The following is a 14569-nucleotide window of genomic DNA, read 5'->3' on the forward strand; positions in this document are numbered from 1 at the left end:
CGCCGCTGAACCCGGTAGTGCCGGCCGCTGGCCGGCAACGCCCACCAAGGTGGGCATCTACCAGAGCAACGCCCACCAAGGTGGGCATCTACCAGAACAGGCCGACCAGGATGAGCATCCACTACGGCCAGGCGTGATGCCGGTAGCGCCGGGCCATGCCCGGCGGATGCGGATGCCCGTCGGTCTCAGCGCAGCTGGCTCTCGGCGAACTCCCAGTTCACCAGTTGCCAGAATGCTTCCAGATAGCGTGCACGATCATTCTGGTAGTCGGTGTAGTACGCGTGCTCCCAGACATCGCAGCAGAGAAGCGGCGTGCTGTCGCCGGTCAGCGGCGTACCCGCATTGCGGGTGGCCTGCAGGCCGAGCTGCCCGCCGGGGTGCTGCACCAGCCACACCCAGCCGGAGCCGAACAGGCCAAGCGCGGTTCGATTGAACTCCTCGCGCAGGCGCTGGCCGTCGCCGAACTGGCGCTTGACCAGCTCGCCCAGGCGGGCCTGCGGCTCGCCACCACCGCGCGGGCGCAGGCACTGCCAGTAGAAACCGTGGTTCCAGGCCTGTGCGGCGGCATCGAACAGCGCGCCCTGGGCGTGGCGGACGATGTCCTCCAGCGTGGCTTCTTCCCATTCGGTGCCGACAATGGCGGCATTGACCGCCTCGATGTAGGCGCGATGGTGGCGGCCGTGATGCAGTTCCACGGTCTGTGCCGACAGGTGCGGCTGCAGGGACGAGGGCAGGTAGGGCAGGGCGGGCAGTTCGACGGGCATGGACAGGTTCGTGGCCAGGGGGCGGCGGCAGCCGGTACCATCGGCTTACAATGGCGGCTACCGTGGGCAGTCTAGCCGACCATCGCGGTTGGTTCGTCCGGCGAAGCAAGGAGTGAGGTGTGGCGGTAATGCAGCAAATCCAGGCCGAGGTGGATCGTTACCCGCTCGTGCTGTTCATGAAGGGCACCCCGCAGTACCCCATGTGCGGCTATTCCAGCCGCGCCGTGCAGGCCTTGATGGCCGCAGGCGCCGTCGCACTGCGCACGGTCAATGTGCTGGAAGAGCCGGAGATCCGCGCCAACCTGCCGCGCTTCTCCAATCTGCCCACCTTCCCGCAGCTGTTCATCAACGGTGAGTTGATCGGCGGCTGCGACATCGTCATGGAACTGTTCGAAGCCGGCGAGCTCAAGCGCATCGTCGAAGAGGCCGCGCAGGGATGAGCGCCTGGCCATCGACGTCACCGGCAGACGGGGCGCTCGATGGCCGCCCGTTGCAGGATCGTGTGGTACTCATTGCCGGTGCGGGCGGCGGGCTCGGCAGCGCTGCCGCTGTTGCCGCTGCCGAGGCGGGGGCGACCGTGGTCCTGCTGGGGCGCAAGCCACGAAGACTGGACAGGGTCTACGCCCAGGTGCAGGCGGTCGGGCCGGAGCCCCTGTTGTACCCGATGGATCTGGAAGGTGCCGGTCCCGACGACTATGCCGAACTGGCCCAGGCAGTGGCGCAGGAGTTGGGGCGCCTTGATGGCCTGCTGATCTGCGCAGCGCATTTTCCCGGCCTGACCCCGTTCGAGCTGGCCGACCCGGCCAGCTTCGCCCGCGCCGTGCACGTCACCCTGACCGCTCCGGCCTGGCTGGCCCAGGCCTGCCTGCCGTTGCTGCGCCAGCGTGAAGATGCGGCGCTGGTGTTCACCGTCGATGCCCCCCAACGGGTCGGGCAGGCGTATTGGGGCGGCTACGGTGCCGCCCAGTACGGCCTGCGCGGGCTGATCGGCAGCCTGCATGACGAGCTGGCCCGCAGCCCGGTGCGGGTAAGTGGCCTGTATCCCGGCCCCTTGCGCACCGCCCTGCGGGCGCGGGCCTACTCGATCGACCAGGATCCGGCCGCATGTGGTCCGGAGGCCGCTGCTGCAGCGGCCGTAACCCTCTTGTCCGCCGCTGGGCTGGCATGGCGTGGGCAGGTGTTCGATGCGGGCAATCCGCCATCGGCGGGTGAAGGCGTTCGTAAAGCGGAATGAAGGTTCCGTCACGATAGCGTTGCGATCCGGTGCCGTTTGTCGCACAACCGTCACATTCAAAGCGTAGCGTGTTAATCTAGTGTTAACCGTTGCGGCAGCTGCCGTTCACGGTAGGGAACCCCAGATAAATGTCCAGTCAGCCACCCGCAAGGCTGCTTGGATGCGCTTTTTTTCCGCCATCGCCCAACTCGCATCGAGGCTACCGAAAAATGACCCACCCACTCCGGATGTCCAAGCTTACCCTTGGTCTCGTGGCTGCGCTCGCCGCCGCTCCCGCCTTCGCCCAGAGCACCTCTGCCGGTGTCGGCGGCCAGGTCGTGTCCAACGCGGGCACCCCCGTGGCCGGTGCTGAAGTCACCATCACCCACACCGAGTCGGGCACTGTTTCGCGCGCGACCACCGATGCGTCGGGTCGTTACAACGCGCGTGGTCTGCGCGTGGGTGGTCCGTACACCATCACCATCACCAAGCCGGGTGAGGGCACCAAGACCGAAGAAGGTGTCTACCTGAACCTGAACCAGGTCAACACGGTCAACGCCAACCTGGCCGGCGATGTTGCCGCCACCAACCTGGATGCCGTGAACGTCGTCGCGACCGCGGGTGGCCTGGACATCTTCAGCGCCAACAAGATGGGCACCGGCACCAACGTGACCCGCGAAACGATGGATGCGTTGCCGTCGGCCAACCGCAACATCCAGGACTACGTCCGCCTCGACCCGCGCATCTCGCAGGTCAGCAAGGCTGACGGTGCGATTTCGGCCGGTGGCCAGAACACCCGTTACAACGCCATCCGCATCGACGGCATCAGTGCCTCCGATCCGTTCGGCCTGGGCTCCAACAACCTGCCGACCGAGCGTCAGCCGGTGTCGATGGACGCCATCCAGGAAATCAACATCGACCTGGCCAACTACGACACCACCATCGCTGGTGGTACCGGCGCGGTGATCAACGCCGTGACCAAGTCGGGCACCAATGAATTCCACGGCACCGTGTACGGTTCGTACCGCGACAAGGACATGGTCCGTTCGCGCCTGGAAGGCGACCGCCAGGACTTCAACGGCTTCGAAGACGAGAAGACCTATGGCATGACCTTCGGCGGCCCGATCGTCAAGGACAAGCTGTTCTTCTTCAGCAACTACGAAAAGTACGAGCGTTCGGCCGCCGGCATCAGCCTGAGCGACACCCCGATCGGCAAGGGCACCATCACCCAGCAGCAGATCACCGATGTCCAGAACTACCTGGGCAACCTGGGGTATGACCCGGGCAGCCTGGCTGCGCCGAACAGCAAGACCGAAATCGAAGAGTACGCGGTCAAGCTGGACTGGAACATCAACGAGAACCATCGTGCCGCCCTGCGCTACAACAAGATGGAGCAGAACGTCGTTCGCTTCCCGCAGGTCAGCAGCAGCGCGATCTCGCTGAGCAACTTCTGGTACCAGCAGCCGACCGAATACGAAACCTGGATGGGTGAACTGTTCAGCGACTGGTCCGAGAACTTCTCGACCGAGTTCAAGGTCTCGCACAAGGATTACTCGGCCAACCGCGTGCCGCTGGTCGACATGCCGCAGATCCGCATCCGCTCGGGCAACGATTCGCTGTACGTCGGTACCGAGCAGAATTCCCACGTCAACATCGTCGAGTCGAAGGAGCTGAGCGCCTTCGGTGCGGGTACCTGGTACGTCGGTGACCACACCGTCAAGTTCGGCTTCGATTATTCGAAGAACGAGCTGATGAACTTCTATGGCCGCAATCTCAACGGCGTCTACGAATTCGACAGCGTCAACGACTTCCTGGCGGGCAGGGCCGCGCGCTACCAGCTGCGTGCGCCGCGCGCCGACGGCAGCCGCAGTGACATCCCGGCCGACTTCACCCTGAAGAACACCGGCGTGTTCGTGCAGGACACCTGGGCGATCAACTACAACCTGAACCTGATGTTCGGCGTGCGCATCGACATGCCTGACTTCAGCAGCCAGCGCCTGTACAACCCCCGTATCGAGCAGCTGTACGGCTTCAACAACACCAAGCTGGTCGACAAGAACCTGGTGCAGCCGCGTGTCGGCTTCAACTACACCTTCGACAGCGAGCGTCCGACCCAGCTGCGCGGTGGCGTGGGCCTGTTCGGTGGCGCCGCCCCGAACGTCTGGCTGGCCGGTGCGTACCAGAACACCGGTCTGAACTACATCGAGTATGACCAGCGCAACCCGCCGGTGGGTTCCTTCACCCCGGACGGCAACAACCCGTATGTTCCGGCCGGTGGCCCGGCTTCGGCCCGTCAGAACGTGGACATCATCGCGCCGGGCACCCGCCTGCCGTCGGTGTGGAAGGCCAACCTGGCGTTCGACCATGAGCTGCCGTGGTACGGCATCGTGGCGTCGGCCGAACTGCTGGTGACCAAGGTCAAGGACGGCATCTACTTCGACCGCCTGGACGTGTCCGCGCCGACCACCTACGGCCCTGACGGCCGTGCCATCTACTGGAACGAAGCGGGTCGCAACCCGGCCAACGCCCGTATCGAAAAGGGCACCAACTTCGGCATGTCCACCGGCACCAAGGGGGCGGGTGACCGCGCCAACCGTCCGAGCGACATGGGCGATGTACTGGTCATGCGCAACACCGACAAGGGCCGTGGCAGCCAGGCGACCTTCTCGCTGGCCAAGCCGCTGACCGAGAACTGGGGCTGGTCGCTGGGTTACACCTACACCCAGTCGAAGGAAGTCAGCCCGCTGTCCAGCTCGCAGAACACCTCGAACTGGAACAACACGCTGATCTTCAATGCCAATGAAGACGTGGCCTACAATTCGCGTTACGCGATCAAGGACCGCATCACCGGCACTCTGGAATGGAAGCACAACTTCTTCGGTGACAACGCCACCCGCATCGGCCTGTTCTACGAAGGTCGCTCGGGCCGTCCGTACAGCTACATCTTCTACAACGATGCCAACGGCGATGGTGCAACTACCAACGACCTGTTCTACGTGCCGAATGCACCGGGCGACGTGCTGTTCACCGGTGGCGCGGCGATGGAGAAGAGCTTCTTCGACTGGCTCGCAAAGAATCCGGAGCTCGAGGCCTACCGTGGCAGCGTCGTCCCGGCCAACCAGCACCGTGCCAAGTGGATCAACTCCTTCGATGTCCGCATCAGCCAGGAGTTCCCGGGCTTCGTGAAGAGCCACAAGGGTGAGATCGCGCTGGACATCATGAATGTCGGCAACCTGATCAACAAGAAGTGGGGCCTGATCGACGATTACGGCTTCTACTCGACCCGCCGTGTTGCCAACTACGCCGGTATCGATCCGGCCACCGGCAAGTATGTGTACTCGTTCACCGGTGCTGACGATTCGTCGATCCAGGAAAACAACAACGACAAGGGCAACACCGCCGTGTCGCGCTGGTCGATGCAGCTGACCCTGAAGTACAAGTTCTGATCCTTCAGAGCCTGAAGCAGTAAAGGGAAACGGCCGGGGAAACCCGGCCGTTTTCCGTTCAGGTGATAATCCTTGCGAGGGGCAGGGCATCGGCGTAGCATCAGCCCGCGTGCGCGGCGCAGATGCCGCCGAAGCGGTCCCGGAGCGGCGAACGCGGGACGCACCTATCCAACGGTCGGGCTTCCCGGCCGTTTTGCTTTTTAAGGGGGCGGCAGTACAGTCGGAAACCTTGAAGGAAGCAGAAAAGTGGATATGACAACGAATGAAAAGGCAGCGCGGACGCTGCCGGTGCAGGACGCGCGGATCTACCCGCGTGGTGGCCTGGATGTGCTGTCGCGGGCCGAGGTTGCGCGCCTGCGCGACGCCTCCAGTGGTGGCATGCACGAGCTGCTGCGCCGCTGCGCGCTGGCCGTGCTGACCAGTGGCAGTGCCTCCGATGATCCGCGCGCCGCGCGCGATCTTTACCCCGATTTCGACATCCAGGTCGCACAGCAGGATCGCGGCGTGCGCATCGACCTGGCCAATGCGCCTGCGATGGCGTTCGTCGATGGCGAGATCATCCGCGGCGTGGCCGAGCTGCTGTTCGCGGTGGTCCGCGACCTGGCGTACATGGCCATCGAGATGGGCCCGGCCTACGCGGCCGAGCTGGAGTCGTCCGAGGGCATCACCAATGCGGTGTTCGGGCTGCTGCGCAATGCGCGCATCCTCAACCCGGGTGATCCGAACCTCGTGGTCTGCTGGGGCGGCCACTCGATTTCGCGCGACGAATACCTGTATACCAAGCAGGTCGGTTACGAGCTGGGCCTGCGCGGCCTGGACATCTGCACCGGCTGCGGCCCGGGTGCGATGAAGGGCCCGATGAAGGGCGCCACCATCGCCCACGCCAAGCAGCGCCGGACCGTGACGCGCTACATCGGCCTGACCGAGCCGGGCATCATCGCCGCCGAGTCGCCGAACCCGATCGTCAACCACCTGGTGATCATGCCGGACATCGAGAAGCGCCTTGAGGCCTTCGTCCGCATCGGCCACGGCATCATCGTGTTCGCCGGTGGCGTGGGTACCGCCGAAGAGATCCTGTACCTGCTCGGCATCCTGCTGCGCGAGGAGAACAAGGACCTGCCGTTCCCGCTGATCCTGACCGGCCCGACCGTGGCCGCGCCATACTTCGAGCAGATCGACCGCTTCATCCGCCTGACCCTGGGCGACGCCGCGGCCGAGCGCTACGAAATCGTCATCGGCGACCCGGTGGCGGTGGCCAAGAAGATGTCGGCCGGCATCAAGCGCGTGCGCGAGCATCGCCTGGCGCAGAAGGATTCGTTCTTCTTCAACTGGTCCATCGAGATTCCGTGGGAATACCAGCAGCCGTTCGTGCCGACCCACGAAGCGATGGCGGCGCTGGACCTGCACCACGGGCGTGCGCCGCACGCGCTGGCAGCCGACCTGCGCCGGGCCTTCTCGGGCATCGTCGCCGGCAACGTGAAGGAAGACGGCATGCGCCGCATCGAGGAGTTCGGGCCGTTCCAGATCCATGGCGACCCCGACATGATGCAGGCCCTGGACGCGCTGTTGCGTGCCTTCGTCGAGCAGCGCCGGATGAAGATCTCCGGTGAATACCAGCCCTGCTACCAGGTGCTGGCGTAAGCGAGGCGAGGGTGGCTGGACGGCGCGGCGGGGACCGCGCCGGACCGGTGGGGGAGGGCGGGATGTCAAGGCTTTGACGCCCGTCGCCCGGATCTGACCGTTCATCCTGCCGCCGCTTGCCGGCGGCAGGCCGGTGCGCCATCGTGGCCACCAACACGCTGGGGAGCGTCCAATGTTCTTTCGCCGGTCCAACGGCTTCACGCTGGTCGAACTGATGGTCACGATTGCCGTGCTGGCGATCCTGAGCACCATTGCCTATCCCAGCTTCCAGGGCACGATCCGCTCCAATCGCATGGCCACCACCAGCAACGAGTTGATGGCCTCGCTGGCGTTGGCGCGCTCGGAAGCCATCCGTGGGACACACGGCGGCGGGGTATGTGCTTCAACGGCCGGCACCAGCTGCGATGGCAAGACCTGGGCCGACGGCTGGATGGTCTGGAATGATGCCAATGGCAACGGCAGCTTCGATGCCGGTGAGGTCGTGCTGCGCTACGCAGAGGCGCGGACGAAGATGCAGGGCGTCAGCGACCAGGCCCTTACCATCGCCTTCGACCCCCGTGGCCGCAGCCGCGCCGTAACCGCGCAGGACATCACTCTGCGTCCGAGCGACTGCGGCAGCCAACCGCTGCAGCGGCGGTTGACCATTTCGCTTACCGGGCAGACCCGCCTGCAGAAGGAGGCCTGCAAGTGACACGCGCAGCGCATCAACGCCGTCGTTTTTCCGGGCGCACGCAGCAGGGTTTCACCCTGATCGAAGTGCTGATCGCGATCCTCGTGCTGGGCTTCGGCCTGCTGGGCTTCGCGCTGCTGCAGACAATGAACGTCCGCTACGTGCAGAGCGCGAATTTCCGGACCCAGGCCACCAATCTCAGCTACGAACTGCTGGACCAGATCCGTGCCAACCGCGTTGCAGCACCGCTGTACGTAGGTGATTACACCGCAACAACCACCAAGTGCGCACCACCTACCGGCACGGCCATCGCCAAGGAGACCTACATGACTGACTGGCGCTGCCGGCTGGGTAAATCGCTGGGCGCGGAGAGTAAAGCCTCGGTCACCCGCAATGGCAACCTGTATTCGGTTCAGGTCACCTGGGGCGACGAACGCTGGAAGGCAGATGCGGTCGACACCACCTTCACCGCGAGTACCCGCCTGTGAGCCGCGTCAGCTCATCTCCCCGGCGCATGCATGGCCTGTCGCTGATCGAGCTGATGATCTCGCTGGTCATCGGCCTGATCATCCTGTTGGCCGTGGTGCAGGTGTTCTCTGCTTCGCGCACCGCCTATCAGCTGTCCGAGGGTCTTGCCCGCGTGCAGGAGAACAGCCGTTTCGCAATGGATACGCTGCAGCGTGAGATCCGAATGGCCGGCCATTTCGGCTGTACCAATGACCAGGCGCATACGATGGAGTTGACGTCCACGCTGCGCTCGACGCTGGATGGCGCTGCCAATCCGGGGCTCGATTTCATGCGTTCCGTCCAGGGCTACGAAGCCACCGGCACCGAGCCGGGTAAGGCGCTGACGCTGGCGGCGACTCCGGCGACGGGCGGAACCGCCTATAACCCGGCGCTGCCGACGGCCATCGCCAGCGCGCTGACCAACCGGGTCGACGGCAGCGACATCATCGCCCTGCGTTATCTGATGCCAGACGGCGTTCCGATCACGGCCATTGGCGGGACCATCGAAAAGCCGGTGTACTCCTTTGAGGCCGCGCGTTGGCCGGTGCTGCGCAGCGGCGTCACCAACCCGGGGCTTTTCGGCGTTGCCGATTGTGGTTCGGCCACGGTTTTCCAGGCCAGCGCAGTCAACGCAACGGCCGGCACCATCACCTTCGACACCGTGAAGTTGAACGGCTCACGTACCTTCAGCACTGGCTACATGCTCGGTCAGGCGATGCTGTATCGCGCGGAAAGCGCTGTTTACTACGTTGGCTATGACGCGAACACCAAGCAAAGCTCGCTGTACCGGGTCCGCTTTGGCGCGGCGCCCAATGGCGACCTGGTGGCGTCCAGCCCCGAAGCGATGGTGGAGGGCGTGGAGAACCTGCAGCTGCTTTACGGCCAGGACCGCAGCCTGGGCGCCCGGCCTTCGGGTTACATCGATCGCCAGGGTACGGCGAAGGCGGTGCAGGAGTCATTGCCCAGCGACGTCGGGCTGGCCTGGCGCCGGGTCGGTGTAGTCCAGGTGGGCCTGCTCGTATCAAGTCCGGATCCGGCAGCGGCCCGCCAGGCGGACACCAACGCCGCGCTGGTATCCATGGGGGTCACCTATACCGCACCTACCGATGGACGCATGCGCGCGGTCTACCAGACTACCGTCGCACTGCGCAACCGCCTGTTCGGCAACTGAGGTCATCATGCGCTCCCACCGATTCCGGCCCGTCGCTCCCCACCGCCAACGCGGCGCGGTGCTTTATGTAGCCCTCATCATGCTCATTCTGCTGGCATTGATCGGCATCGCCGGCATGCAGGTCACCAGCATGCAGGAGCGCATGGCTTCCAACTACCTGCGCACGAACCTGGCGTTCCAGAATGCCGAATCCAGTGCACGCCAGATCGAGACCAGCATCAAGACCGCGCTGGACAGCGCGAACGTCTTCAGTGCCGACCAGGAAGAGTGCAGCCCGACCTACGATCCGCTGACCTGGGCCAACGGTGTCAGCAAGACGGCAGCTAGTTATACCCGGCGTATCGACAAGTGCTCTTCCGGCCCCACCGGCTCCAGCATCAAGACCGGGAAGCGCGCCAACGAAGAAACCGGAAACACCTACCAGGTCACGGCCCTGGCCAGTGATGCCCCCACCGACGCCTCCGCAAGTGCCGTCATCGACACGGTCTTCATCCCATGAACAACGAACGTCGTTTCCTTCGTCTCCGCACTTCGACCTGGCTGCGTGCCGGGGCCGGGGTCGCTGTGCTGGCCGGGTTGGCCGCGCTGATTCTTCCGCTGCAGGCCGCGCTCGGCGACTACGATATCGCCCAGGAGCCGCTGTACACCAAGCAGAGCCAGCCGCCGCTGATGATGATGGTGATGTCGCGCGACGAGCAGCTGTTCAACAAGGCCTACAGCGACTACAGCGACATCGGCGGTGGGCCGGGCGGGGAGCCGGACGGCATTCTTGATACCACCTATCTGGATGCATTCGAGTACGGCGGCTACTTCGATTCCAAGCTGTGCTATGCGTACGCCAGTGGCGTGTTCAAGGCGTCTGCCACCGCAGGTGGTGCAAACGGCCACAGTTGCAGCAGTGCCTGGTCCGGCAACTTCCTCAACTGGGTGACGATGAGCCGCCTGGACGTGATGCGCGGCGTGCTCTATGGCGGACAGCGTTCGGAAGACACGAAGGACAAGACTGTCATCGAGCGCGCGCAGATTCCCAATGATCTTCATGCCTGGGTCAAGGTCTACAGCGGCAGCGACATCGGCAGTTTCACGCCACTTTCCGGCACCCAGTCATTCTGCAATGCGACCATCGCCGCCAATGGTGCGCCGCTGATGCGTGTTGCGTCGGGCAACTGGTCTGAGTGGGCGTCCACCGCGTCCTACCAGTGCGGCGTCAATCGCTCTGGCGAGGGCAGTGCGGATACGCCGCGCTCGACGGCTGACTACACCGTGCGTGCCGAAGTGTGCGGCTCGACCAACGCAGCCTTGCGCGAAAGCAATTGCCGCAAGTACAACGATGGTGCCACAGACCGTTACAAGCCGGCTGGCGTGCTGCAGACCTATGGTGAGAGCGGGCGCCTGCGCTTCGGCCTGATCAGTGGCACTTACTCCAGTCCGCGCGACGGCGGCGTCCTGCGTCGCAACATCGGCAAGATCGCCGGCAACGGCACCACGTTCTGTGCCGCGGGCGATGAGATCAACCTGTCCACTGGCCAGTTCTGCAGCACGCTGGCCAGTGGTGCCGAAGGCATCATCAACACGATCTCCAACTTCCGTATTGATCAATGGAACTGGAGCAACAACTGGAACGACTGCAATACCTACGGCATCCTCAATCGTCAGGACCAGGGAGGCAATGGCAACCTGGCCGACCCGGGCACCAGTGGCCAGAAGTGCAGTGCCTGGGGTAATCCTCTGGCGGAGATGTACGCCGAGGCACTTCGCTACGTGGGGGGCGGTGCCAAGATCTACGGGGACAGTGGCGACCTCAGCGGCCTGCCAACCAGCGTGGCCTGGAAGGATCCCTATCGTCTGCCTGCAGATGGTGGCAACTCCTACTGCGCGACCTGCAGCATCCTGGTCCTGTCCTCGGGCCTGCCCTCGTTCGACAGCGACAATATCGGCTCGGTGGCCAATCTGGCCGCCGCCACCACGGCTACCGATGCCATCGGCGCTGCCGAAGGCATCGCCGGCAACACGTACATGATCGGCCGTATCGGCGACACCCCTAAAGGCACTTCGCTCAATACCCATGAAGATATCTGCCAAGGTCGGGCCGTAACCAGCCTGAGCAAGGCGCGCGGCATCTGCCCCGATATCCCTTCGATGGAGGGCAGCTACATGATGGCTGGCCTGGCCAAAGCGGCTGCCGAGACCGACATGCGCCCGGGCGTGCAGAGCAAGCCCTCGTCGTACAAGCTGACGGCGACTACCTATACCGTCGCGATGGCCGAAAACCTGCCGCAGTTTGAAATTGCGGTGGGCGGACGCAAGATCGGTCTGGCGCCGCTGTGCCAGGCCAACAATTCCGGCAGCGCGACGCAGACCACCAACGGCTGGCGCAGCTGCTTCCTGGGTTCAGTGGGGATCGGCATCAAGGAGGCCAACAGCAGCGGTGGCAACCTCGTCTATGGCCGTCCTTACCGCCCAGATGCAAAGGCCGGCAGTTTTTCGCTGGTATGGGAAGACTCGCTGTGGGGAAATGACCACGACAATGACGTTGTGGCCATGATGAGCTACTGTGTGGGCGCGACCTGCAACGACGCATCCGGCTTCAACAACATCTGCTGGCGTGCCGATACCAGCAAAAGTGTCAGCGCTGCAAACAATGCTGCGGTCTGCAACACAAACGGTACCGTCAGCGGCACCGTGGCTGAGGATGAGGTGCTGGTCCGCATCGAAAACCTGTCTGCCTATGCCGGCAACGCGATGCTGACGGGCTATACGATCACCGGTTCCAACGCATCCAATACCGTGCAGCGCCTCGCGCTGCGCCCGGGTAACTCCAACGGCTCCGTGCTGAGCACCACCAACAACTTCCCCAGCAACTGGCAGAAGCCGGTGGTCATCAAGTACAAGGCGTCGACCAACGCTGCCGGGCAGCTGGAAAGCCCGTTGTGGTATGCGGCGAAGTACGGCGTCCCTGCGGGTGGCAAGGCATGGGACAGCAAAAAAAAGGGCGTGCCGGACAACTACTTCCTGGCTCGCAACCCGACCAAGCTGAAACAGGCGCTGGAAGAGATCTTCGACAGCGCGGCCGAGGGCGATGCGCCTGTGGGTGGCAGTGGCTCGGGCGCGCGCATCAGCACCGGTTCGTTCACGGTAGCGTCGCATTTCCGCGTACCCTCCGGCAGCAACGACTGGACCGGTGATGTCATCGCCACGCGGGTCACCAATACCGGCGCCGACGGTGCAGAGCTGTGGCGAGCATCAAGCAAGATCGCCTCTTCAACCCGGCGCATCTACATGGCGACCGCACCCACCTCAACCGATTCGGCCAAGGATACGGTTACTGCTGCGAAGGTGGCAGAGTTTACTTCGGCCAACCTGCCCGGCGCCGACGACAATGCGAAGGCGGCGGCCCTGGGCCTGGTCACGCGTCCGGACTGGTACACCGGCAAGACATCGGCCAATCTGGTCAGCTACCTGCGCGGCGCGGCCATCAGTGGTTTCCGTACTCGCACCTCGCCGCTGGGCGATATCGTCAACTCGGGTACCGAGGTTGTCTCCAACCGTGATGACTTTGGTTACAGCTACTGGAGCGTCCAGGCAGCCGCGTGGAAGAAGACGCTGGGAACGTCGTACGCCACGTATCTGAAGGCAAAGCAGGCCAGCAGTGGCCCACCGACGATGGTCTATGTGGGTGCCAACGACGGCATGCTGCATGGTTTCAACGGCTCGGACACTGCCGCAGCCGGGACCGAGGAGCTGGCCTTCATTCCGTCTTCATCGCTGCAGCACATCGCTGAACTGGCCAATCCCAAGTATGGTCACCGCTACTACGTGGATGGTCCGCTGACATCGTCGGACGTATACGACGGCAGTAATTGGCGCACCGTGCTGGTGGGTACCACCGGTGGTGGCGGCTCGTCGGTCGCGCCCAGCGGCGGCAAGGCCAGCAATGGTTCGGTGTTCGCGCTCGATGTGGGCAATCCGACAGGTTTCGCTGCCAGCAACGTGCTGTGGGAAGTTTCGGGCAAGACCGAGTCGGATCTGGGTTTCGTACTCGGCAAGCCGGTGGTGGTTCCGGTATCGGGGACCACGGCTGGTGGCCAGCCACGTTTCGTCGCGCTGTTCGGCAACGGCGTCAATTCCACCAGCGGCAAGCCCGTTCTGTTCGTGGTCGACATCGCCACCGGCAAGGTGCTGCGCAGGATCTCCCCGACCGGTGCGGCCTACGCCAACCGCAACGGGCTGATCAACGTCGCCACAGTGGCGCTGAAGAACAACGACGGCATCACCGATACGGTGTACAGCGGCGACATGCAGGGCAATCTGTGGAAGTTCGATCTGTCCGATGCCAACCCGGCCAATTGGGGCGTGGCACTGGGTGGGGCGCCGCTGTTCACAGCTGTGCGTAACAGCAAACCGCAGCCGATCATGGGCGGCATCGAAGTAACCCGTGGTCCCAGCGGTGGCGTCAGCCTGTTCTTTGGCACGGGCCAGTATTTCGCTGCAGATGACAATGCAGTGAGCAGCTCGTCGCCGGTGCAGAGCCTGTACGGTGTGTGGGACAACCTGCAGACGGCGGCTGGCGGTCGCGCCAACCTGGTGCAGCAGAACATCATCACCACAACGGCCACCGATGGTTACTCGGCGCGTGCCGTCAGCAGCACCAGTTTCGTGTACGGCACCGTTCGCGGCTGGTATGTGGACCTGGTGGTGAACGGCAGCATCGAAGGTGAACGCTTCGTGGGCAACCCGAACGTGCAGGGTGGCACGGTGTACTTCACCACCTACGTTCCCGGCACGGCCATCTGTGGCAGCGGTGGTGGCGTGAACTGGATGTACGGCCTGAACCTGTTGACCGGCGAAGGAGCCATGAGTGGGTTGAGTTCGACCATCGGTGGAACCTCGATCTGTACTGGCAACTGTGCGGGCGTGGCGCTGACCAAGGGTGGAGATCTGGGGCAGGGGCCGCCGGTGACGGATACCAGCATGTTCGTGCCCAAGCTGACGCCTTGCGACCCGACCACTTCCAGCTGTACGGTCGACAAGCTGCTTGAGGCCGAAGCCTGTACGTTCGTGCTGCGCAGTCCCGGCGCCGATCCGCTGTACAAGCCGCGTCCCTGCGGTCGCCAGTCGTGGCGCCAGATCCGCTGATGATGCAGTTCGAGGACATTG

10 protein-coding genes are annotated in these 14569 nt (G+C 64.0%); 9 read left to right on the forward strand and 1 reads right to left on the reverse strand.

Going from position 1 to position 14569, the window contains the following annotated elements:
• Positions 1-185 precede the first annotated feature (185 nt).
• Positions 186-764: a superoxide dismutase gene (locus LMF57_RS07000; RefSeq protein WP_117309970.1), complete on the reverse strand. Its 579-nt coding sequence runs from the start codon at positions 762-764 to the stop codon at positions 186-188.
• A 119-nt stretch (positions 765-883) separates the two neighbouring features.
• Between LMF57_RS07000 and grxD the strand changes: the two genes are divergently transcribed.
• The 9 genes from grxD (at position 884) to LMF57_RS07045 (ending at position 14548) form a co-directional block, all read left to right on the forward strand.
• On the forward strand, positions 884-1204 hold the full coding sequence (grxD, locus tag LMF57_RS07005) for a Grx4 family monothiol glutaredoxin (protein ID WP_025875264.1): 321 nt from the start codon (positions 884-886) through the stop codon (positions 1202-1204).
• Positions 1201-1998, forward strand: a complete 798-nt coding sequence (locus LMF57_RS07010; protein WP_117309971.1) for an SDR family NAD(P)-dependent oxidoreductase — start codon at positions 1201-1203, stop codon at positions 1996-1998. The genes grxD and LMF57_RS07010 overlap by 4 nt, the downstream gene beginning before the upstream one ends.
• A gap of 209 nt (positions 1999-2207) precedes the next feature.
• A complete protein-coding gene (locus tag LMF57_RS07015; RefSeq protein WP_208082023.1) occupies positions 2208-5423 on the forward strand; it encodes a TonB-dependent receptor in 3216 nt (1071 codons plus the stop codon).
• Positions 5424-5675: 252 nt separating this feature from the next.
• Positions 5676-7064: a nucleotide 5'-monophosphate nucleosidase PpnN gene (ppnN, locus tag LMF57_RS07020; RefSeq protein ID WP_025875258.1), complete on the forward strand. Its 1389-nt coding sequence runs from the start codon at positions 5676-5678 to the stop codon at positions 7062-7064.
• Between the two features lie 172 nt (positions 7065-7236).
• Positions 7237-7755, forward strand: a complete 519-nt coding sequence (locus LMF57_RS07025) for a Tfp pilus assembly protein FimT/FimU (protein ID WP_208082022.1) — start codon at positions 7237-7239, stop codon at positions 7753-7755.
• Complete coding sequence (pilV, locus tag LMF57_RS07030; protein WP_140226512.1) at positions 7752-8222, forward strand: type IV pilus modification protein PilV; 471 nt, start codon at positions 7752-7754, stop codon at positions 8220-8222. The genes LMF57_RS07025 and pilV overlap by 4 nt, the downstream gene beginning before the upstream one ends.
• Positions 8219-9412 carry a PilW family protein gene (locus LMF57_RS07035; RefSeq protein ID WP_229291145.1) on the forward strand — a complete coding sequence of 398 codons (1194 nt, stop codon included), beginning with the start codon at positions 8219-8221 and terminating at the stop codon, positions 9410-9412. The genes pilV and LMF57_RS07035 overlap by 4 nt, the downstream gene beginning before the upstream one ends.
• Before the next feature lie 7 nt (positions 9413-9419).
• The gene (locus LMF57_RS07040) at positions 9420-9911 is read left to right on the forward strand and encodes a PilX N-terminal domain-containing pilus assembly protein (protein ID WP_140226511.1); all 492 of its coding nucleotides are present in this window, start codon (positions 9420-9422) and stop codon (positions 9909-9911) included.
• The gene (locus LMF57_RS07045) at positions 9908-14548 is read left to right on the forward strand and encodes a PilC/PilY family type IV pilus protein (RefSeq protein WP_208082021.1); all 4641 of its coding nucleotides are present in this window, start codon (positions 9908-9910) and stop codon (positions 14546-14548) included. Before LMF57_RS07040 ends, LMF57_RS07045 begins: the two co-directional genes overlap by 4 nt.
• The last annotated feature ends 21 nt before the right edge of the window (positions 14549-14569 follow it).

Origin of the sequence: Stenotrophomonas sp. SI-NJAU-1 (assembly GCF_020883215.1) — a bacterium.
Classification (GTDB): Bacteria; Pseudomonadota; Gammaproteobacteria; order Xanthomonadales; family Xanthomonadaceae; genus Stenotrophomonas; species Stenotrophomonas indicatrix.

Bases quoted from the DNA above. Each gene is read 5' to 3' on its own strand.
- LMF57_RS07000 (WP_117309970.1), bottom strand. From the start codon at position 764: ATGCCCGTCGAACTGCCCGCCCTGCCCTACCTGCCCTCGTCCCTGCAG.
- LMF57_RS07010 (WP_117309971.1), top strand. From the start codon at position 1,201: ATGAGCGCCTGGCCATCGACGTCACCGGCAGACGGGGCGCTCGATGGC.
- LMF57_RS07015 (WP_208082023.1), top strand. From the start codon at position 2,208: ATGACCCACCCACTCCGGATGTCCAAGCTTACCCTTGGTCTCGTGGCT.
- ppnN (WP_025875258.1), top strand. From the start codon at position 5,676: ATGACAACGAATGAAAAGGCAGCGCGGACGCTGCCGGTGCAGGACGCG.
- LMF57_RS07025 (WP_208082022.1), top strand. From the start codon at position 7,237: ATGTTCTTTCGCCGGTCCAACGGCTTCACGCTGGTCGAACTGATGGTC.
- LMF57_RS07040 (WP_140226511.1), top strand. From the start codon at position 9,420: ATGCGCTCCCACCGATTCCGGCCCGTCGCTCCCCACCGCCAACGCGGC.
- LMF57_RS07045 (WP_208082021.1), top strand. From the start codon at position 9,908: ATGAACAACGAACGTCGTTTCCTTCGTCTCCGCACTTCGACCTGGCTG.